At 68.7% G+C, this 19,452-nt stretch carries 19 protein-coding genes and 2 pseudogenes; 2 read left to right on the forward strand and 19 right to left on the reverse strand.

Annotated elements, in window-relative coordinates; translation table 11 throughout:
- Positions 1-7: 7 nt before the first annotated feature.
- The 11 genes from fliN to SMN802W_RS0113925 are packed head-to-tail and all read right to left on the reverse strand — an operon-like array spanning position 8 to position 11,101.
- Entirely contained in the window at positions 8-298 is a 291-nt protein-coding gene (gene fliN, locus SMN802W_RS0113875; RefSeq protein WP_019517522.1) for a flagellar motor switch protein FliN, read from the reverse strand.
- Entirely contained in the window at positions 295-1,257 is a 963-nt protein-coding gene (locus tag SMN802W_RS0113880) for a flagellar motor switch protein FliM (RefSeq protein ID WP_019517523.1), read from the reverse strand. The genes fliN and SMN802W_RS0113880 overlap by 4 nt, the downstream gene beginning before the upstream one ends.
- Before the next feature lie 6 nt (positions 1,258-1,263).
- The gene (locus tag SMN802W_RS0113885) at positions 1,264-1,893 is read right to left on the reverse strand and encodes a flagellar basal body-associated FliL family protein (RefSeq protein ID WP_019517524.1); all 630 of its coding nucleotides are present in this window, start codon (positions 1,891-1,893) and stop codon (positions 1,264-1,266) included.
- A 15-nt stretch (positions 1,894-1,908) separates the two neighbouring features.
- Entirely contained in the window at positions 1,909-4,131 is a 2,223-nt protein-coding gene (locus SMN802W_RS0113890; protein ID WP_020424626.1) for a flagellar hook-length control protein FliK, read from the reverse strand.
- A 44-nt stretch (positions 4,132-4,175) separates the two neighbouring features.
- A complete protein-coding gene (locus tag SMN802W_RS0113895) occupies positions 4,176-4,601 on the reverse strand; it encodes a hypothetical protein (RefSeq protein WP_019517525.1) in 426 nt (141 codons plus the stop codon).
- Between the two features lie 2 nt (positions 4,602-4,603).
- Entirely contained in the window at positions 4,604-5,923 is a 1,320-nt protein-coding gene (locus SMN802W_RS0113900) for a FliI/YscN family ATPase (RefSeq protein WP_019517526.1), read from the reverse strand.
- Positions 5,924-5,938: 15 nt separating this feature from the next.
- Positions 5,939-6,712: a FliH/SctL family protein gene (locus SMN802W_RS0113905; protein ID WP_019517527.1), complete on the reverse strand. Its 774-nt coding sequence runs from the start codon at positions 6,710-6,712 to the stop codon at positions 5,939-5,941.
- Between the two features lie 37 nt (positions 6,713-6,749).
- The gene (gene fliG / locus SMN802W_RS0113910) at positions 6,750-7,772 is read right to left on the reverse strand and encodes a flagellar motor switch protein FliG (protein WP_019517528.1); all 1,023 of its coding nucleotides are present in this window, start codon (positions 7,770-7,772) and stop codon (positions 6,750-6,752) included.
- Entirely contained in the window at positions 7,769-9,466 is a 1,698-nt protein-coding gene (fliF, locus tag SMN802W_RS0113915; protein ID WP_019517529.1) for a flagellar basal-body MS-ring/collar protein FliF, read from the reverse strand. The genes fliG and fliF overlap by 4 nt, the downstream gene beginning before the upstream one ends.
- Position 9,467: 1 nt before the next feature.
- Entirely contained in the window at positions 9,468-9,827 is a 360-nt protein-coding gene (fliE, locus tag SMN802W_RS0113920; RefSeq protein WP_019517530.1) for a flagellar hook-basal body complex protein FliE, read from the reverse strand.
- Positions 9,824-11,101, reverse strand: coding sequence for a sigma 54-interacting transcriptional regulator (locus SMN802W_RS0113925; protein WP_019517531.1), 1,278 nt, complete (start codon positions 11,099-11,101; stop codon positions 9,824-9,826). Before SMN802W_RS0113925 ends, fliE begins: the two co-directional genes overlap by 4 nt.
- Positions 11,102-11,418: 317 nt before the next feature.
- Between SMN802W_RS0113925 and SMN802W_RS0113930 the strand changes: the two are divergent.
- Both SMN802W_RS0113930 and SMN802W_RS19015 read left to right on the forward strand, forming a co-directional pair.
- Positions 11,419-12,819, forward strand: a pseudogene (locus tag SMN802W_RS0113930) (flagellin N-terminal helical domain-containing protein); the annotation flags it as partial.
- Between the two features lie 201 nt (positions 12,820-13,020).
- Positions 13,021-13,344 (forward strand): annotated as a pseudogene (locus SMN802W_RS19015) (flagellin); the annotation flags it as partial.
- Between the two features lie 288 nt (positions 13,345-13,632).
- On the opposite strand, the gene SMN802W_RS18400 reads toward SMN802W_RS19015, so the two are convergent.
- The 8 genes from SMN802W_RS18400 to SMN802W_RS17235 form a co-directional block, all read right to left on the reverse strand.
- Positions 13,633-13,809: a hypothetical protein gene (locus SMN802W_RS18400; RefSeq protein WP_019517533.1), complete on the reverse strand. Its 177-nt coding sequence runs from the start codon at positions 13,807-13,809 to the stop codon at positions 13,633-13,635.
- A gap of 102 nt (positions 13,810-13,911) precedes the next feature.
- Positions 13,912-14,688, reverse strand: coding sequence for a FliA/WhiG family RNA polymerase sigma factor (locus SMN802W_RS0113940; RefSeq protein WP_019517534.1), 777 nt, complete (start codon positions 14,686-14,688; stop codon positions 13,912-13,914).
- Entirely contained in the window at positions 14,685-16,775 is a 2,091-nt protein-coding gene (gene flhA, locus SMN802W_RS0113945) for a flagellar biosynthesis protein FlhA (RefSeq protein ID WP_019517535.1), read from the reverse strand. Before flhA ends, SMN802W_RS0113940 begins: the two co-directional genes overlap by 4 nt.
- Before the next feature lie 3 nt (positions 16,776-16,778).
- Complete coding sequence (locus tag SMN802W_RS0113950) at positions 16,779-17,669, reverse strand: lytic transglycosylase domain-containing protein (RefSeq protein WP_019517536.1); 891 nt, start codon at positions 17,667-17,669, stop codon at positions 16,779-16,781.
- Between the two features lie 82 nt (positions 17,670-17,751).
- A complete protein-coding gene (locus SMN802W_RS0113955; RefSeq protein ID WP_019517537.1) occupies positions 17,752-18,063 on the reverse strand; it encodes a hypothetical protein in 312 nt (103 codons plus the stop codon).
- Complete coding sequence (locus SMN802W_RS0113960) at positions 18,050-18,343, reverse strand: flagellar biosynthesis anti-sigma factor FlgM (protein ID WP_019517538.1); 294 nt, start codon at positions 18,341-18,343, stop codon at positions 18,050-18,052. Before SMN802W_RS0113960 ends, SMN802W_RS0113955 begins: the two co-directional genes overlap by 14 nt.
- Positions 18,344-18,412: 69 nt before the next feature.
- The gene (locus tag SMN802W_RS0113965; RefSeq protein ID WP_019517539.1) at positions 18,413-18,919 is read right to left on the reverse strand and encodes a flagella basal body P-ring formation protein FlgA; all 507 of its coding nucleotides are present in this window, start codon (positions 18,917-18,919) and stop codon (positions 18,413-18,415) included.
- Positions 18,916-19,452: a flagellar motor protein MotB gene (locus SMN802W_RS17235; protein WP_238560220.1), complete on the reverse strand. Its 537-nt coding sequence runs from the start codon at positions 19,450-19,452 to the stop codon at positions 18,916-18,918. The genes SMN802W_RS0113965 and SMN802W_RS17235 overlap by 4 nt, the downstream gene beginning before the upstream one ends.

Genomic DNA, 19,452 nt, shown 5'->3' on the forward strand with positions numbered 1-19,452 from the left:
CGTCGCCTCAGCCGCGCTTCTCGGGCGAAACGAGCTCGAGCAGCTTGACGCCGAAGCGCTCGCCCACCGTCACCACCTCGCCGCGGCCGATCAGCGTGCCGTTCACGAACACGTCGAGCAGCTCGCCCGCCTGACGGTCGAGCTCGATCACGCTGCCTTCGCTGAGCGCCAGCAGTTCGCGCAGCGCGAGCGTGGTCGATCCGATCTCCACCGTCAGCTTGACGTCGACGTCCTGCAACAGCCGCAGGTTGGCCGCCACGGCTGCATCCACCGCGAAATCGGCGGTCATGTCGTTCATGCGATAGGTCCTTCGAGTTTCGAGATGCGGATCGCGGCGCGACCGTTGGAGGTGCCGACGGTGCCGCTGCCGATGCAGTTCTTGCCGACGACGATCGGCACGTCGTTGTTGAACGCGATCGGGATCACGTCGCCGGGTTTCAGGTCCATCAACCGGTGCAGCGGCAACACCGGCTCGGCCAGCACCGAGCGAACGGGCATGCGCACCGTCATCGCGGCGCGGGTCAGCCCCATCTGCCACTCGGCATCGGCCTCGGCGGGCTTGGCGACGACCTTGCCGGTCAGCACCTGGGTAAAGGGTTTCAGCGCCGTGACCGGATAGAGCAGGTCGACGAACACCGGCTTGGCGTTCTCGCCCGCGACGCCGAAGCGGGTGACGACCACGACCTCGTCGCCCTCGATCCCCGACACGTGCGCCGCGTTGGTCTCGCAGATGCCGACCGAGAAAGCGGCGCGCGCGACCGGTTCCCATGTCAGTCCCAGCTGGTCGGCGATGCCCGCGCCCAGCCGCGTCACCAGCGCCTCGGCAGCGGGTGACAGATCGGTCGCGGTGATCGGTGCGGCGCCCGTCCCGCCGAAGAAGATATCGAGCAGCCCGACGACGAACGCGCCGTCGACCGCGCACAGCATGACGCGCCCGTCCATCCCCATCGGCAGCCACGCGGTCAGCGCGTCGCCGCGCTCGGCGCGGTAATCGGCGAAGCGAACGACCTCCAGTGGCTCGGCCCAGCAGCGCGCCTCTGTGCGCATATACCCCTCGAACACCGGGCGCAGGTTGCGCGCCAGCCGCGCCGAGAGGTGTTGCAGCGTATGGAGGTCGCCGAACGGGTGCAGCTTGCTCTGGCCGAGCAGCCCCGCATCCGCTCCCGAATGATCGCGCGTACGCTCGCGCCGCTCGGACGCGGCACGACCGCCCTTGGCGGGGCGGGGTGATTCGGGGGTTGCGGGCCTGTTAACCATGCCCGTTCACTGAACAACGAAATTGGTAAAGTAGACGTTACTGATCCCGCCGAAACCTTCCTTTTGTTCAAGCACGCCGTTGATCGCAGCGGTCAGCCGGCGCGCGAGCTGCATCTTGCCCTGGCTGGTGAAGACCTGATCCTCGGTCGTATCGCCCAGCGCCATCAGGATCGCGGAGCGGATCGCGATGTCGTTGGTCTTCATGTGCTCGATCACCTTGTCGTCGTACGGCGTCGAGACCGCGACCCCGACCTGCACGAAGTGGGTTGAATCCTGCAGGTTGGAGGTGAATTCCTTGTCGAGCGGGTAGTAATTGGAGGCGTATTTGTCGCCGGCCATGCTTTCGGGCGTGGCAAGGCCGCCGTGGCTGGCGGGCGCACCCTCGCCGCCGCCATGGCCGCCCTCGCCGCCGCCGTCTCCGGCGCGCTTCTGCTCGGACTTGCGCACCAGATGCGGCTTGTTCGGGTCTTCCTTCGCCGCGCCGTGCGCACCGCCGACCATGCCGCTGCTGGCGGCATACAGCCCCGCGCCAACGCCGCCGCCGACCAGCACGCCGACGCCCAGCACCAGGCCCAGGATTTTCACCAGCTTACCCTTCTTCTTGGGCGCGGGCGCGACTTCTGCCTTGTCACTCATCACTTACGTCCTTTTTCAGGCAATGCGTTGGTCGGTGTCGTCCGTCGCGGCGCGTTCGGCGCTGCTGCGTGGACGGTTGGAAAAGGGGGAGGCTGGTGCGTGTTGCCGCGGGGCGTCGCCGCCGCCACTGTTCCCGGGGCCGGGCTGCTGACCCGCACCGCCGGCGTGCCCGCCCGACAGCTGCAACTTCACCCCGCGCGCATCGGCCAGCTCGACCAGCCGCGGTTGCGCCTCGGCCAGCAACTGCCGCGTCTGCGCCTGCTCGGCGGTGATCTGCACCTGCACCTGATCGCCGTCGCGCTTCAGCGACACGTCGATCGTGCCCAGCATGTCGGGCGACAGCCGCAGGCGGGTGTCGTTCTCCGCCGCCATGTCGCGAAGTGTGACGATCCGCTCGATCATCGCCGCGGGCCAGTGTTCGTGCCGCATGTCGAGCGCGCCCTGCTGCACCGCACCGGCAGCGGTGATGCCGGGGATCGCGGGTGCGAGCGGCGCAGACACTGGGTCGCCTGGTTGACGTGCGTCTTGCTCGCCGAGCGCACGGTGGATCGCGGCGGCGAAGACCTGCGCGGCTGGCGCGCTGGTGGGGCGTATCGGTAGAGCGGGCACATCGATCGCAACGCGCAGCGCTGGTGCCGCATCGCGCACGATCGCAGCCGGTGCAACGGTCGTGCGGGGAACAGGCTGTTCGCCCGGCGCGGCGATCGGGAGAGGTGAGGCAAGTGACCCTGCGGCGTCGTTCGCCACCGTCGTCGCAGGCGGAGCAGCCGCGGCGGTGACGAAACCGGACGCTGCTGTCGCCGGCGCGCGCGCGGCTTCGCTTGCGGGCGCGACGGACGCATCAGGCGTGATCGTTGCCGATGTGACGATCTCGCGCGCAACTGCTTGCCCCTGGGCTGAGGAAAGCGGGCGGAATGATGCGGGTGAATAACTGGGTGGTTGGAGGGCGGCATCGATCGCGGCGGCGCCTCCAACCGGCATCGCGACCGGCAGCGGCACACCACTTACCAGCGGCACGCGCGCCTCCGCGCCTGCGACGAGCGTCCGCCCTTGCGCCGGGTTCATCGGGTCCAGGCTCACCGTCGAATAGAGTGGTCGGATGCGTGAGGGCTTGGGCGTGATCGTCGGCACCGAGGCATCGGCAACGCTGCTAGGCGTAGCCGCGATCGACGCTGACGCACGAACGCCGACACCGCTTTCGATGTTACCCGCCGTCTGCTCGGGAATACGGGCTGTTGCCTGCAACGATGTTGATGTCACCCCAGCCGATGTTGCGCGATCCGCCATTGATGGCGGCAGGTGATCGGCAAGGGGGATGGCGGCGGGTACGTCGATGTCGGAACTCACCCCCGCTTCGCTCGACAAAGGCGTGACAGCCATCTGCCCGCCCTCGGAAGCTATGTCGTTGCGCTCTAGGGACACGAACGCGGCCGCCCGCGGTGTCGGCTGTAGCGCCGTGGAAAGCGTTCCGGCCGCGGCTTCTCCAGCTGGCAGAGCGCGACGCACGGAGGTGGCATGCCCTTCCAGCCGAAGAGGCGGCAAGGGGCGTAGCACTTCTGGTTGCTCGATCGGCGGCGTCGCCGCTTGTTGCGTTGAGGCAGGGATGATCGGCGTCATCGCGGCGGGCGGAAGGGTCGGCGCTTGCGCCAGCTCGACGCCTTGAGCATCACCCGGCTGCTCCGGATCGGCGACGCCGCCGTCATCCGCGGCTTCGGAAGGCGTCTCGCTGGAGACGATGTCGTGAAGTGGCAGAATCTCGTTATCCGCGCTTGTCACGTCCGGTGCGATGGCGTGGTGGCCGGATGACGCAGCGATCGGACGCGCGATCGCGCTCATTTCCTTCTCAAACGAAGGCGCGGCTTGGCTGAAGATGATGCCTTTCGCGCCCAAAGAAACCGACGTTGCGGTCATCACAGGCGCGGACGCTTGAGAAGCGTTGCCCGCGGTGATCGGCGACTGCACGGCGGCCGCTACCGACGATATCGTTTGATCCTGTCCGTCCACACCACCCAAGGTGCTGCCGAGCCAGGCGAGCGCATCCGTTTCGCCTGACGCAACCGGCAGCGCCTTGCCGCTGCCGGCGATGGCTTGCCGTCCGCTTGCAGCAGGAACAGCCGCGCACTCCGTCGGTGCCACCGCGAGGTCCGGGAACGACGCAAGCGGCGTCACCCCGGCCGGGGCAGGCGCACCGGGCAGGGTGACGGCAGTGGTCGACAGCAGGCTGGCAATCGCGGTCATGGAAGGCGTATGAACTCACCGGCAAGAGGATACCGGTGAGTGGATCAGCAAGGATCGTGCCGGTTCTTCCGCGGCGTACCCGGCAGGTCCTGCAATGCGCGCAACTCGGCCTCGATCAGTGCCTGCTGCCCGCGCTCGATCAGCTTCTCGATCGCGCTCTGGTCGCGTTTCGCCGATTGCGTCGCGGCGACGGTGCGCTCGGCCGCCTGCTCGGCGGTGCGGACGCGGTTGGTCGCCGCCTCGGCGGAGCGTTGCAGCCGCTCGCGGTAGTGTGCGCTCGCCGCCAGTGCCATCGCACCCGCCTCGATCCGGGTCGGCGCGACTGCGGCGGCGAGCTGCGCGATGCGCCCTGCCAGCGCCTGCTCGCTCGCCACCTGCTCACGCGCGCGCGCCTCGTCGGCCTGCGCCAGCCCCAGCTGCAGCGTGCGGACGCGGTGGACGCGCGCGAGGCGTTTGAGGTCGAGCGCCACGCTCAGGCGTCGCCGAACACGCCGGTCAGCTCGGCGACCGCATCGGCCATGTTGACCGACTGGTCGGTGTCCTGCCGCACGAACTCCATGACGGCGGGATGATAGGCGATCGCGGCGTCGATCGCGGGATCGCTGCCCGACCGATACGCGCCCATCAGCACGAGATCGCGGTTCTGCTCATAGGTGGCGAGGTGCCGTCTTAGCGCGCGCGCCGCCGACAGGTGCGGGCGCTCGGCAATGTCGGTCATCACGCGGCTGACCGATTTGGAGATGTCGATCGCGGGATAGACGCCGGCCTCCGCCAGCGCGCGCGTCAGTACGATATGCCCGTCTAGGATCGATCGCGCCGAATCGACCACCGGATCGTTGCCATCGTCGCCGTCCGCCAGCACGGTATAGATAGCGGTGATCGCGCCGCCGGTGTGGACGTCCGATCCGGCGCGCTCGATCAGGTTCGGCAGCATCGCGATTGCGGACGGCGGATAGCCGCGCGCCGATGCCGGCTCGCCGAGCGCCAGCCCGATCTCGCGCCCGGCGTGCGCGACGCGGGTGAGCGAATCGATGATCAGCAGCACGTTCTTGCCCTCGGCACGGAACGCTTCGGCAATCGCGGTCGCGCGCAGCGCGCCGCGGATGCGCAGCACCGGCGAGTGGTTGGCCGGCACCGCGACCACGACCGAGCGTGCGCGCGCCTCGCCCGCGACCTTAGTTTCAAGGAAGTCGGCGACCTCGCGGCTGCGCTCGCCGATCAACCCGATGACGATCACGTCAGCCTGCGCCGCGCGCACCATCATGCCGAGTAGCACCGACTTGCCGACGCCGGAGCCCGCCATGATGCCGACACGCTGCCCCTGGCCGATCGTCAGCAGACCGTTGATCGCCCGCACGCCGACATCGAGCGGCTCGAGCACGCGGCCGCGGTCGAGCGGCGACTGCACGTACCCGGCGAGCGGCCATTTGCCGGCACCGCGGATGGGCCCAAGTCCATCGATCGGCTTTCCCGCACCATCGACGACGCGGCCGAGCATCGCCGCGCCTACCTCGGCCTCGCCCGCCGGCCCGCTCGGGCGCACCGGTGCCTGCGGCAGCAGCGGAGCGGGGCCGCCCAGGTTCATCATCAGCGTGCGACCGTTCCGGAAACCGATCACCTCCGCCTCGACATGGTCGCCGACGCGGCAGACGGTGCCGACCGGCAGCGACAGGCCGACCGCCTCCATCAGCAACCCGTCATAGGACGACAGCCGCCCCGACACGCGCGCGCGCGGCGCAAAATCGGCGTTGGCGATCGTGTCGAGGTAATCGCCCGAGAAACGATTGAGCATGAGCGTGTCGGCCGATCAGGCGTGGGTGGGAAGCGCGACCCGGTCGATCGCGGCGGTCAACTGATCGAGCCACATTTCCGGCCCGTCCTCAACGATCGTCGACGCCGCCTCCAGCACGAAGCTGCCGCGCGCGACCTGTTCGTCGCCGACCGCGAACACGGTTGTCGGCAAATGCCCGTCGAGCAACGCCACGTCATCGGGGTGGACGCGCAGCATCGCCGACTCGCTCGCGTCCGCCAGCAGGTCGGTTGCCGCCTCGACGCGCCGCGCCAGCAGCTCGGCGGAGACACCCGCCTCACCGATCACGCGCGACACGAGCGTCATCACGGTGGCGCGCAACCGCCCAGCGAGCAGGTCGCGGTCGAACCCGCTTGCCTGCGCGAGCGCGGCAGCGAGCCCGGTCAGCATCGCGCCGTCGCGTGTCGCGGTTGCTTCCATCTCAGCGCGCGCCGCGGCGACACCCTCGGCATAGCCCGCCTCGCGCGCGGTCTCGACGGGATCGATGAACGGCGTCGGTTCTGCTTCCGCGTCCATCGGATCCCAGCCCGCGGTCGGGTCAGTGTCGCGGTCGGCGGGGGAAAAGTGCTGCGGCGCGGGCGCACCCGCCGTTGCGGGGGAGAAATGCTTCGGCCCGCCGCCGAACGCTTCCTCGATCCGCGCGATCAGCTCGGCCGGGGTGAAGCCCGACGCGCGCGTCGCGTGCGCGTCGGCCAGCGCCATCGCGGCGGCGTCGCGGCGTGCGGGGAAACCGACGATGAAACCGCCAGCATCCGGCCCAGCATCCGGCATCAATGACCTCGTCTCTTTATGTGCGTTGAACACCGGCTCAGACATAATCGTCGTCGCCCGCGCCCATCTGGATCGTGCCGTCCTTGGCGAGGTTGCGCGCGACCTGGATCATCGCCTTTTGCGCGTCGAGCACGTCGGTCAGCTTCATCGGCCCGCGCGCTTCCATCTCGTCGCGGATACCGTCGGCGGCGCGCGCCGACATGCAGCCGAGGAAGCGGTTGCGCGCGATCTCGTCGACGCCCTTCAGCGCGCGCGTCAGCACGTCGCCGTCGACGTTGCGGATCAGCGTGCCCAGATTCTTGTCGTCCATATCCAGCAGATTGTCGAAGACGAACATCGCCTCCTCGATCTGTTTCGCGGTGTCGCGGTCAAGCTTGAACAGCTTGGGCATGACGCGCTGCTCGGTCGCCTTGCGCGCGCCCTGCAACAGCTTCGCCGCCTCGCGCGTGCCGCCCAGCTGCAAGCCCTGCGCAGGGCCGCGACCCGACCGCGTCGCGGTACGGTTGGCGATCATCTGGCGCAGCGTCTCAACCGCCTCGGGCGTGATCGGCCCCAACTTCGCGATCCGGTGCAGGATGTCGGGCTGTGTCGAGTCGGGCAGCAGCTCGAGCACCTGGCTACCGACCGCGGGATCGAGATTGGCGATCAGCACCGCGGCGATCTGCGGATGCTCCTTTTCCAGCATCTGCGCGATCTCGGGCGCGTCCAACCAGTCGAGCAGCTCGATCTCGCACGCGGCCTCGGCCGGCGTGATGCGCGCGAGCACGCTTTCCGCCTTCTCGGGTCCGAGCGCACGGTTCATCACCGCGGCGACGTGCGGGCGCGGATCGAACGCGATGCCGTTCCGCTCACGCGCGCGGCCGACGAAATCGTCGAGCACCAGCTCGACATCGTCCTCGCTCACATCAGCGACCGCGAACATCGCGCTGCCCAGGCGGCGGACTTCCTCCGGCTCCAGCTTCTGCAGGATCGCGGCGGCCTCTTCCTCGCCGACCAGCATCATCAGCACCGCGGCGCGCTCGACGCCGGTGAAATGGCGCATCGGCAGTTGCGCGCTCATGATTTCGCGTCCGCCATGATCATGTCACGCACCGCCAGCGCGGCGCGCGCCGGATTGTCGCGCGTGAAGCCGCGCACCGCGCCGATCTTCTCCTCGTAACTGCGGCTGGCGGCGATCTGCTCCAGGCTGACCGGCGGCGCGACGGTGATCGCGGGATTGCCGTCGGCGTCCACTGACGCCAGCGGATTGCCGTCCGCATCGAGCGTCTGCGGCGCGGCGAGCGCGGGCGTCGCATCCTCGCGCTTCTTCATCAGCACCTTGGCGATCGGGCGCACGCCTAGCAGCAGGACGAGCAGCGCGATGACGATCGCGGTCAAATTGCGTGCCAGCACCGGCAGCCAGCTGTTGTCGTACCACGCTGGGCCGCTTTTCGCCGCGTCGTCGGCACCGGCGAACTTGCGGCTGATGACCGTCACCTGATCCTGTCGGTTGCCGTCGAAGCCGACCGCCGACTTTACCAGACTATCAATCTGCCCGATCTCCATGGCGGTGCGGCGACCCTTGTCGGGATCGCGCAGCAGCACCGCGACGCTCAATCGCTTGATGCTGCCCGGTGCGGCGCGCGTGACCGAGACTTCCTTGCCGAGATCATAGGCGCGCTGGAACGAGTCGGACTGCTTGTTAGCGTCAGGGGCAGGGCCGCCGGCGACCGGGGCACCCGCGGGCGTGCCGGGATTGCCCGTCGCAGGCTGCGGCGTCGACAGCTGCGAGGCGGGCGGGGGCGTGTTGCTCAGCGCACCCGGGATGCCGCCCGGCGCCTGCGTGTTCGCCTGATTACCGGTCCAGTTACCCGTCTCGGCGCGCAGGATGCCGTTCTTGTCGTAGCTCTCGCGCGTGGCGCTGGTCTCGTCCATGTTGACGTCGGCCTGTACCTCGGCAGTGAAATTGCCCGCGCCGACCAAGGGGGTCAGCAGCGCGTTCAGCTGCTGGCGCACCTTGTCCTCGACCTGCCGCTGCACGCGCAGCCGCGCGTCGCCGCTGTCGTTTGCGCCGTCACCAGACTTGCTCAGCAACGCGCCGAGCTGATCGACCACCGTCACCGCATCGGGCTTCATCCCCGGCACCGACGAGGCGACAAGGTTGACGATCGACGACACCTGCGCGTCCGATAGTGAGCGCCCGGCCTGCAACTTGATGACGACCGACGCCGACGGCGCGGCATTGTCGCGCACGAACACGGTCGATTCGGGCACCGCCAGGTGGACGCGGGCTTCCGCCACTGCGTCGATCTCCTGGATCGAGCGGGCGAGTTCGGTCTCGCGCGCCTGACGCAACCGCTCGCCCTCGACCGCGCGGCTGACGCCCATCGGCAGCTGATCGAGGATCGCGTAGCCGCCCGGCGCGGCCTTCGGCAGCCCTTGTCCGGCCAGCAGCAGCCGCGCCTTGGAATAATCTTCCTCGTTGACGGTCAGCGTACCGGCGCCGTCGTCGATATGGCTCGGGATGTTCGCGGCGGTCAGCGCGCTCGTCACCGCGGCCTTGTCGCTGTCGGGCAGCCCCGCGAACAGCGTCTTCTGCGGCGGCGTCGACAGTGCCGACCAGGCGAGCCCGGCCGCACCGATCAGCCCGACCATCAGCGCCATCGGCCCGGCGCGACGGACTGCGGGCTGCGCCAGCGCGCCCTGTATCTGCCGCAGCGGGTTGGCGAACTTCTCGGGCACGAGATTTGTGGAGGGGGCGAGTGCGTTGCTCATGTCAGACCGGCATGCTCATGATGTCCTTGTAGGCGGACAAGATCTTGTTCCTGACCTGCATCGTCGCCTCGAAGCCGACTGATGCCTCCTGACGCGCGAGCATCACCTTCGCGATGTCGATCGTCTCGCCGCGCTCATACTGTTCCGACAGAGCGGTCGCGCGTTGCTGGCCGTCGTTCACCTTGGCCAGCGCGTTCTGCATCGTGTCGGCGAAGCTGGTCGGCGCGGCCGCCGTGGCGCTGTCGACCGCGGGGGCGGCGGCAGCGGTGTTGGCCCGCTGCAACGCGCTGTTGCGCTCGAGGATCTGCGCACGCAGCGCCATCACGCGGTCGACGCCGCCGACGCCTCCGATCGCGCTCATGCGCCGACGACCCGGAGCGTGGCGGACACGAGGTCGTCACCCTGCTCGCGCGCCTTGGCGAGGCGATAACGCAGCGTACGCTCGGAGATGCCGAGGCGCTTCGCCGTCTCGATCCGGCTGCCGCCGCATGCCGCCAGCGTTTCGCGGATCTTGGCGAACTCGGACAGCTGCACGACCTGACCCAGCGTCGCGGGCTCGTCGGCCGGCTCAACCGGCAGAAGCGCGACGGGCGCGGCGGCAGGGCGATCGAACAGGATGTGGCTCGCCTCGATGGTGTCGGCATTGCCCGCGAACAGCAGCGCGCGCTGGATGACGTTTTCCAGCTCGCGCACGTTACCCGGCCAATTGTGCGCCAGCAGCGCGGCGATCGCGTCGTCCGACGGCCACGGCACGGTCGCGCGGGTGCCTGCCCCACCTGACTTCACGTGGCGCAGGATCATGGTGGCGGCGAGCGCAGGGATATCCTGCGGCCGCTCGGTCAGTGCCTTGGTCGTCAGCGGGAACACCGACAGGCGATAGTAGAGATCGGCGCGGAAGCGACCCGCGGCGACCTCGGCCTGCAGATCGCGGTTGGCACACGCGATCACGCGGACGTCGACCGCGACGGGCTGCGTCGCGCCGATCGGCACCACTTCGCGCTCCTGCAACACGCGCAGCAGCTTCGCCTGCAAGCCGACCGGCATTTCGGCGATCTCGTCGAGCAGGATCGTCCCGCCGTGCGCGGCGCGGAAGAAACCATCGCCGGCTGCGGTCGCGCCGGTGAAGCTGCCCTTGACGTGTCCGAACAGCATCGCCTCCAGCATCGTCTCGGGCAGTGCGGCGCAGTTCAGCGCGACGAACGGACCATCGCGGCGCGCGGAGTTCGCGTGGATCGTGCGTGCCAGCACTTCCTTGCCGGTTCCGGTCGGCCCGTTGATCAGCACGGTGATGTCGGCCTCGGCGACGCGCTCGGCGAGTGCCAGCAGCGCCAGGCTCTCGGGGTCGGCCGCAGTCGGCAGCTCGGGCCCGCCGATCAGCGCGCGCGCGAATGCGTTGCCGACCGCGGCATCGCCGTGCGCGTAGCTGATCCGTGCCGGCTGTCCGTCGCGGAACGGCTGCACGCCGGGTGCCTCGCCCTCGTCGGCACGCGCGACGATCAGCGTGCGCGCCGGCACCGCCATTGCCTCGCCCTCGGCGACCAGATGCCCGGCTCCCGCTTGCGCGCGGCCGCCCGGCAGCTCCACCGCGAAGCCTTGCGCGCGCAAGGACGACACGAGCGTCAGATGCTCGTTCATCACTCTCGCCGACGGCACGATCGAACGCATGGTAATCGATTCCCCCTGTGGTGAACTCCTTTTGCCGCCGAATTGGTTAACGCTGCGTATCGTTGCCGGCCGGGGCGGCAGATATTTTCCGGGCGCGTCCGCGTGTGCCGCGCGCGGGGTGTATCTACACAGGCGAGGGCGCGCGAGGTGCTCTGCTGGGCATCACGCCGCGTCAAATTTTCTCGCGAAAAGTCGCTTAAAGCCGGCGGCGGGCGGTCGTTTGATGCGGTGACGGCCCGACGAAACGTGAAGCGGGCCCGGCAATCTCGATTGAAGGGGACTTCACCGTGACCGTTATCAATTCCAATATCTCATCGCTGCGCGCCGCCAATGCATCGAGCATGGCGAGCAAGTCGCTCGCGACCTCGATGGAGCGCCTGTCGACCGGCAAGCGCATCAACTCGGCCAAGGACGACGCCGCTGGCCTCGCCATCTCGAGCCGCATGACCAGCCAGATCAAGTCGATGAACGTCGCGGTGCGCAACGCCAATGACGGCATCTCGATGGCGCAGACCGCGGAAGGCGCGCTCAGCGAAGTCACCAACATGCTGCAGCGCATGAAGGAACTGGCGACTCAGTCGGCGAACGGCACGCTCGGCGCGTCGGACCGCAAGGCGCTCCAGTCCGAAGTCACGCAGCTGACTTCGCAGATCAACGACATCGCCAAGACGACCAACTTCAACGGCCTCAACCTGCTCGACGGCTCGGTCAAGGATCTGAAACTCCAGACCGGCACGAACTCGGGTGAATCGGTGTCGATGTCGGTCGGCGCGGTGTCGGCCAGTGCGCTCGGCCTGACCGGCTACCGCGTCGAGGGTCAGCTGACCACGGGTCGCGTCGGTGCACTGACGAACCTGAACATGGGCGACATCCAGATCAACGGCAAGGCCGCGCTCAACGCCAACCAGAGCACGGCGACCGACAACGCCAAGACGCTGGCCGATGCGATCAACGCCAACACCGCCAACACCGGTGTCTCGGCGACCGCCTACAACACGGTCGCCGGCGGCGCGATCTCGTCGTCGGGCGTGGCCACGGGCGAATTGACGATCAACACCGTCAGCGTCACCGGCGCGAACGCGGACGAACTGGTGAAGAATATCAACCGCGACGTGGCAGGCGTCACCGCGACGCTGAAGGATGGCAAGATCACGCTGTCGAACGACACCGGCAAGCAGATCGCGATCGGTGGCACCGCCGCGTCGAAGGGCGGCTTCACGACCGGCACCTATCAGGGCTTCATGGCGCTCAACAGCCAGAACGGCTCGGCGATCAGCATCTCGAAGGGTGATGCAGGTGCGGCCGGCGATTTCGCAGCGTTCGGCCTGAACGCGACGAGCGCCAGCGGCGCGGTCACCGGCATCAGCGCCGGCACCGATGCGCTGACCGCCAGCGACGACCTGCGCATCAACGGCGTGTCAATTGGCAAGTCGAGCGACGCCTCGGCAGCGTCGAAGGCTGCGGCGATCAACGCGGCGTCGGGCCAGACCGGCGTCACCGCCAGCGCAAGCAACCAGGTCACGCTTGACGTCAACCTCGCCAACGTCGACGCCGCAAGCTTCAAGATCAACGGATCGACTGTTGACCTGTCCAACGCGACGGACACGGCCGGCGTGGTTGACGCGATCAACACCGCAGGCGTGGCGGGCATCAAGGCATCGACCGATGCGGACGGCAAGCTGGTGCTGTCGTCCGACACGGGTCAGGACATCACGCTGACGGACGACAACGCCTTCACCACCGCAGTCAAGAATGCTGACGGCTCGGCTGGTACGATCGGGACTGCTTCGCGCGGCACGATCACGTTGTCCTCGCCCAGCGGCGCCGACGTCCGCGTCCAGGGTTCGGCGGCCACGCTGACCAAGGTCGGTCTGACCGCGCAGGGCGGTGACGACGACTCGGTCGCCGGTGCGCTCTCGATCGAGACGCAGGCGGGTGCATCGCGCGCCATGTCGGTGATCGATGCCGCGATGGACAAGATTTCCGCCAGCCGCGGTGACCTGGGTGCGATGCAGAACCGGTTGGAAGTGACCGTCAACAACCTGACGACCACCTCAACCAACCTGTCGGACGCACGCAGCCGGATCGAGGACACCGACTTCTCGACCGAGACGACCAGCCTCGCCAAGGCGCAGATCCTGTCGCAGGCATCGACCGCGATGCTGGCGCAGGCCAACCAGTCGGCGCAGGGTGTGCTGAAGCTGCTCGGCTAAGCCCGAACCAGCCTTCGGGTGAAACAAAGCCCCGGCGGTCACGCGACCGCCGGGGCTTTCGCTTGTGTGGGGTGCGTCCGGCGCTGTCCTACACGCAGACGATGCTCCAAGGCGCCGTTCAGCTGCTCTTTAACATCGCTATATCCGCCCGCGCGCAGCCGCGCGCGCCCGCGCACCTGCGTAGGGGTGTGACCTTAGGAACTTTCCGCGACCTTTCGCGCCGGTCGCCGATGACGACACGCGGCAGCCGGTGAACGTGACTCAACGACGCTCGTGTCGACCAGCTACCTACTCGCCGCCCTGAACGGTCAGGTCGTCGGTATCCATGTCGGTGCCGTCATCGTGCGCGGCGGTGTCGTCCTCGGCCGGGCGGCGCTCCGCCTCGTGGCCGATCGGGACGCCGCCCGCGTCCACGTCGCCGATCGGCTGCTCGGGCGCGCCGTTGGCTTCACGCTGGTCGGTCATCTTATCTCTCCTTCGCACGCCGAACGCGCCGCGCACGCAAAAGAAACCCCGCCGACGCAGGCGCGCGGGCGGGGCAGGTATTCGGGAGAAGTCAGGAGCGCGTCAGCGGCGCAGCATCGCCTTCTTCAGCTTCGCATGTGCGGCGGCCTTGATCTGGCACACCCGCGCGGCACCGACGCCCAGTACCTGGCCGATCTCGTCGAGGTTCAACTCCTCGACATGGTAAAGTTGGATCACCAGCTGCTCACGCTCGGGCAGGCTGGCGATCGCGGCGATCAGGCAGTCGCGCTGCTCGGCCTCGGCCAGTTGCGTGAAGGCGTCGGGCTCGTCGCTCGCGAACCAGGGCTGGTCGTCGGCATAGACCTCGTCGATCGATTCGTACTTGACCGCGTCCGCACTGGCATAGTCGCTGCGCAGCTTCTCGACCGTCACGCCCAGCCGGTCGGCCAGTTCGCGCTCGACCGGCGCGCGGCCGAGTTCGTGCGACAGCGCGTTGGTCGCGCGCGTGAACTCGCGCCGGCGGCGGATCGCGCCGCGCGTCATCGCGGCGTGGCGGCGCAGCTCGTCGATCATGCTGCCGCGCAGCCGCGTGGTCAGATATTGCTTGAACGTCACTTGGCCACGGTCCTCCCAGCCCGACGCCGCCTCGACCAGCGCGACCAGCCCGACCTGGATCAAATCCTCGACCTCGACCGCGGTCGAGACCGAACCATGGACATGCCACGCGATCCGTCGGACGAGCGGCAGGTGCGCCTGCACCAGCGCCGCGTCGTCCCGCGCGCGTACGCGCGGACTATAGGTGAGCGGGGTGGACGACAGGGCAGGAGCCAGTACCGGCTGCGCGTCGGCGAACGTGCTCCGCATGGGCTCGGCGCTCATGCGGCGAGCGCCTGCTGGTGGCCGACATGCGCGGGCTGGCTTGCCCCGCCGATAACGGCGACGACCTCGACGGCCTTGTCCTCGGGTACTTCGAAGAAGCTCATGACAGGGGTATCCGGCAGAACGGTTCGAACGAGTTTGCGCAGGCTCACGCGGATCGCGGGCTGGACGACCAGCGCGAAGGGCTTGGCCTCCGCGATCATCGGCTGCGCGGCGGCCTGCAGCGCGTCGACGATGCGGCGGCCCAGATCGGGCTCGATCACGTGGCGGCGCGACGGGTCGGCGCGGACGGCCTGGCCGAGCAATTGCTCCAAGCCACCCTCCAGCGTCATGACGCGCAGCGGCTCGCGCACGCCGGCCAGCTTCTGGATGATGAGCCCGCCGAGCAGCGGGCGTGCCAGCTCGACGATCTCTTCGGCATTGGCGCTGTGCTGCGCGGAGGCCGAGATCGCGGCGGCGATGCGTCGGAATTCCTTGAGCGTGATGCCCTCAGCCAATAGCGCGCGCAGCACCGCGGTCAGCGTGGTGAGCGGCAGCGGGTTGGGCGACAGCGACGCGACGAGCTGCGGCGAGCGTTCCTTGAGGCCATCGAGCAGCGCCTGCACCTCGTCCGCACCCAGCAGGTCGGACGAATTGGCGCCTAGCGCGTGGTTCAGGTGCGTCGCGATCACGGTGCCCGCGTCAACGACAAGGTAGCCTTGGCCGGTCGCGGCATCGGCATCGCCCGGCGCGATCCAGGTGGCGTCGAGCCCGAAGGTCGGATCCTTCGCCTTCTTGCCGAGCAGCTCGCCGAAGCCCTGGCCGGTGTCGAGTGCCAGCATCTCGTCGGGCGAGACCTGATCCTCGCCGACGCACACGCCGCCCAGCATCAGTCGGTAGGTGTAGGGGGCGAGGTTGATGTCGTCGCGCACGCGCACCTGCGGCACGACGAAGCCGAGCTCCTTCGACAATTGCCGGCGCACGCCGGTGATCCGCGCCATCAGCGGCGCACCGCGGCGCTCGTCGACCAAGGGCACGAGCCCATAACCGATGTCGAGGTTGACCATCATGCCCTCGGTCACCTCGTCCCAGCCGATCTTGGACAGGTCGGGTGCTTCGGCGACGGGCGCGGGCTCGGCGGGGGCGGGGCGCTTGGCGATCTGGTTGAGCTTCCACGCGGCGAAGCCGGCGATGGCGGCGATCGGCAGGATGACGAGGTGCGGCATGCCCGGCAGGATGCCGAGCAAAGTCAGGATCGCGGCGACCGGCGTCCAGGTACGCGCCGATCCGAACTGGCTGCCGATCTGACCCGCCAGATCCTTCTCCGACTTGACGCGGGTCACGATCGACGCGGCGGCGATCGACAGCAGCAGCGCCGGCACCTGCGCGACCAGCGCGTCGCCGATCGCCAGCATGGTATAGGTCTGCGCGGCCTTGGCGATGCCGAGACCGTGGCTGACCGGGCCCAGGATCAGCCCGCCGAAGATGTTGGCGGCGAGGATCAGCAGCCCTGCGACCGCATCGCCCTTCACGAACTTCGACGAACCGTCCATCGATCCGTAGAACTCGGCCTCGGTCGCGACGTCGACGCGGCGCTTCTTCGCCTCGTCCGGCGTGATGAGGCCGGCGTTCAAATCGGCGTCGATCGCCATCTGCTTGCCGGGCAGCGCGTCGAGCGTGAAGCGCGCCGACACCTCGGACACGCGGCCCGCACCCTTGGTGACGACGATCAGGTTGATGATGACGATGATCGCGAATACGAACAGGCCGACGACGTAATCGCCGCCGATCACGAAGGTCCCGAACGCTTCGATCACATGACCCGCGGCGGCTTCGCCCTCGTGGCCGTGGACCAGCACGACGCGGGTCGATGCGACGTTCAGGCCCAGCCGGAACAGTGTCGCGAACAGCAGCACGGTCGGGAAGGCGGAGAAATCGAGCGGCTTTTCCGCGTTCAGCGCGACCATCAGCACGGCCAGGCTGATCGTGATATTCATGATGAAGAAGATGTCGAGCATGGCGGCCGGGATCGGCACCACCATCAGCACGACGAGCAGCAGGATCGCGGCGGGCAGCGCCGCTTGGCGCGCGTTGGCGAGCAGCTTCATCGCTTAGCGGCCCCCCATCGATGCGAGCATCAGATAGGCGAGCCGCGCATTGTCGGGGCTGGGCCGCAGCAGCGACGCCTGGCTCGCCGCCTGCCCCTTGATCTGGCCCCCCAGTTGCCCGAGCGTGGAGCGCGCCCATGATAGCGCGTCGCTCGCGCTCTCGCCCGCGCCGGTCACGACCGTCGCGTCGTCACCGCCGCCCATGTTCAGGCCGAGCGCCTGCGCGGCGAACTGCATCGTCGACAGGCCGCCGGTCGATGCGACGCCGCTGTCCGACGCGTCGGCGCCGTCGCCAAGCTTGCTGGCGAAGCGTTGATAGACCTCGGACAGCGAGCGTGCGCTGCCGTCGCTCGAATAGAAGACGCTGCGGTTGGCGTGCGCGGCGGCTGGGAACAGGCTCGCGGCGTCGCGCCCCGGATTGCTCGCCATCGCCGACAGGAACTGTTTCGCGCCGCCAAGTCCCAGGAAGTGCGCCATGTAAAGGTCGGTGCCCGTCGCGGTGCGCCCGGTCGCGCCCTCGATCGCGGCCTTGTTGTCGCTGGCGTGCTCGGCTGCCATCAGGCTGGCGACCTCGGGATCGTTGCGCAGGCCCAGCACCGCCTGACGGTTGCCGCCGGCGACGACGTAGCGCCCCCCGACCTTCTGGATGCTGTCCGCCGCCCAGCTGAGCCCATGCTCGCCGCCGTGCTGCTTCATCACCGCCAGCCAGCTTTGCTCGATGAATTGATATAGACCTCTTGCCGACGAGGTGCCGGCGCGTGCGTTCGTGTTGAAGCCGCTTTCCAGCTTCGCCTGACCCATCAGGTAATCGAAGTCGATGCCGGTCCGCGCCGCCGCCCGCTGGATCGCGGAGGTGACGCGCTGGCTCGCACTGTTGATCGCGGAAACGGTCATGCTGATCTGAAAAGGCCCTGTTACGAGCCGATCGAACAGCAAGGGTCGTGCCAAACGCGTTCAAGCGCGCCGGCAGTGGGTGTCAGGCGTAGGCGAGCTTGCCGCGGCCATAGGCGCCGGCACTGTCACCGGACAGGACTTGCAGGCGGCGGCGAACATTTGCCGCCATCAGGTTGACGTAGATGCGGCAGGTGTCGTTCAACCGGTCGGCTTCCTCCGCCAACCCGCGCAGTTCCGGCGTGGCGGGACCGTCGCCCAGCGTCTGCAGAGTCTCGATCGCACGCAGCTTGCCGCTGGTCGCGCGTTCCAGCCCTGCGACATCGTTGGTCTTCAAGGCGGCAATCTCGGCGTGAAGCGCGTCGATCACGCGGACCAGGGCATCACGACGCGTCATGCGACATCCACTCGTATTTGGCGGCGATCAGCGCGTCGGCAACGCTGGCGGGCGACAAGGGGAAGCGACCGGCCTCGACCGCTTCCTTGATCAACGCGACGCGCGCCACATCCAACGGCGCGGATGCCGCCATGACGCGTGCGAGTGTGGGTGCGGCGGCGGCAGCGGGCGTTTGTGCCGGCGCGGTCGTCACCGCAGGCGCGGTGTTCGCCACGCGGGTGACTGCGCCGATACGCAAATCGTTCGCCTTGATCGTCGTCGGTTTGACCGATTCCACCATGTCCGCACCTGTTGGTTGTCGCTGACATGCGGAGAAACGGCCGTTGTGCGGATGGCTTTAGGAGTTTTTTCACTCGCTCCAGCCGGGCAGGGTCGCGCGGCCCGCGTCGACCGCGACCGCCTGCACCGGACGCGGCGTGCCATCGACGCGCACCATGAAGCGCGCACCCGGTGCCGCATCGGCGATGGCGACACCCTCGCGCGTGATCGAGAAGCCTTCGGACCCCGCCTCGATCGTGACGGGATCGCCGCGGCGGATGACCGGCGGCGCGGCCTTGGGCGTCATCGCCGCGCCTGCGCTCACGACGGCGGGCGTCGCGACCGCGCGCGGCGGTGCGAGCACGGGGACGAAGATGCGCCAGTCGGGACCGGCGCACGACACGACCACCGCATCATGCGCCTCGCTGCGCCACGAAAGCGCAACCGTCGGGCATTGCGCCAGCCGCAGCCGCGGGTCGACCGGCGCGCGCGCGCCGCCTTCGCTGCCGACCGGACGCGCGGTGAACGCGGCCACCGCGCGGTCGAGCGAGCCGGTGTCCTGGAACGACGCGGCGGCGAGAAGCGAGAGAATGATCATCGTGTTCCTTCCTCGCCGACGAAGGCGAGCGTGATGAGGACGTGGCGCGCGGGGCGGGTGCCTGCGTCGGCGTTGGAGATCTGCGTGCGCTCGATCGGCACGCCGGCCGCTGCCAGTGCGGCGGCGACGGCGCGGGCGCGGTCGGTGGCAAGCAGCGCGGCGCTGCCGCTGGCGGGATCGACGTCGCTCGTGCTGCCGTCGGTCGAGCCGCTCACGCGCAAGGCGACGCGCGGATCGCGTAACTCGGCCCGCGCCCAGGCGGCGAGCGCGTCGACGCTGACCGGCACGCGCGCCGAACCGCGCTCGAACCCGGGCACGATCTGTGCCGCGACTGCGAGCGGCGGCGGCTCGACGCCCAATCCCGCGGACACGGCGCGCGCAATCACGCGCGGGTCGAGCTGCCGATTGGCCTCGAGCAGCACGAAGAAGCCGACCAGCAGCAGCGCCAGGTCGGCAAGTGTGATGAGCCACAGCGGCCGCGACCGCGAGAGCGGCGGAAAGTCTTCGTCGAACGGTGCCGGGTGAAGGGACAT

The sequence above is a fragment of the Sphingomonas sp. Mn802worker genome (genome assembly GCF_000382485.1).
Taxonomy (GTDB): domain Bacteria; phylum Pseudomonadota; class Alphaproteobacteria; order Sphingomonadales; family Sphingomonadaceae; genus Sphingomonas.

Excerpts from the sequence above, each read along its gene's own strand:
- fliN (WP_019517522.1), bottom strand. The coding sequence starts at position 298 with ATGAACGACATGACCGCCGATTTCGCGGTGGATGCAGCCGTGGCGGCC.
- SMN802W_RS0113880 (WP_019517523.1), bottom strand. The coding sequence starts at position 1,257 with ATGGTTAACAGGCCCGCAACCCCCGAATCACCCCGCCCCGCCAAGGGC.
- SMN802W_RS0113885 (WP_019517524.1), bottom strand. The coding sequence starts at position 1,893 with ATGAGTGACAAGGCAGAAGTCGCGCCCGCGCCCAAGAAGAAGGGTAAG.
- SMN802W_RS0113890 (WP_020424626.1), bottom strand. The coding sequence starts at position 4,131 with ATGACCGCGATTGCCAGCCTGCTGTCGACCACTGCCGTCACCCTGCCC.
- SMN802W_RS0113900 (WP_019517526.1), bottom strand. The coding sequence starts at position 5,923 with ATGCTCAATCGTTTCTCGGGCGATTACCTCGACACGATCGCCAACGCC.
- SMN802W_RS0113905 (WP_019517527.1), bottom strand. The coding sequence starts at position 6,712 with ATGCCGGATGCTGGGCCGGATGCTGGCGGTTTCATCGTCGGTTTCCCC.
- fliG (WP_019517528.1), bottom strand. The coding sequence starts at position 7,772 with ATGAGCGCGCAACTGCCGATGCGCCATTTCACCGGCGTCGAGCGCGCC.
- fliF (WP_019517529.1), bottom strand. The coding sequence starts at position 9,466 with ATGAGCAACGCACTCGCCCCCTCCACAAATCTCGTGCCCGAGAAGTTC.
- fliE (WP_019517530.1), bottom strand. The coding sequence starts at position 9,827 with ATGAGCGCGATCGGAGGCGTCGGCGGCGTCGACCGCGTGATGGCGCTG.
- SMN802W_RS0113925 (WP_019517531.1), bottom strand. The coding sequence starts at position 11,101 with ATGAACGAGCATCTGACGCTCGTGTCGTCCTTGCGCGCGCAAGGCTTC.
- SMN802W_RS18400 (WP_019517533.1), bottom strand. The coding sequence starts at position 13,809 with ATGACCGACCAGCGTGAAGCCAACGGCGCGCCCGAGCAGCCGATCGGC.
- SMN802W_RS0113940 (WP_019517534.1), bottom strand. The coding sequence starts at position 14,688 with ATGAGCGCCGAGCCCATGCGGAGCACGTTCGCCGACGCGCAGCCGGTA.
- flhA (WP_019517535.1), bottom strand. The coding sequence starts at position 16,775 with ATGAAGCTGCTCGCCAACGCGCGCCAAGCGGCGCTGCCCGCCGCGATC.
- SMN802W_RS0113950 (WP_019517536.1), bottom strand. The coding sequence starts at position 17,669 with ATGACCGTTTCCGCGATCAACAGTGCGAGCCAGCGCGTCACCTCCGCG.
- SMN802W_RS0113955 (WP_019517537.1), bottom strand. The coding sequence starts at position 18,063 with ATGACGCGTCGTGATGCCCTGGTCCGCGTGATCGACGCGCTTCACGCC.
- SMN802W_RS0113960 (WP_019517538.1), bottom strand. The coding sequence starts at position 18,343 with ATGGTGGAATCGGTCAAACCGACGACGATCAAGGCGAACGATTTGCGT.
- SMN802W_RS0113965 (WP_019517539.1), bottom strand. The coding sequence starts at position 18,919 with ATGATCATTCTCTCGCTTCTCGCCGCCGCGTCGTTCCAGGACACCGGC.
- SMN802W_RS17235 (WP_238560220.1), bottom strand. The coding sequence starts at position 19,452 with ATGTCCCTTCACCCGGCACCGTTCGACGAAGACTTTCCGCCGCTCTCG.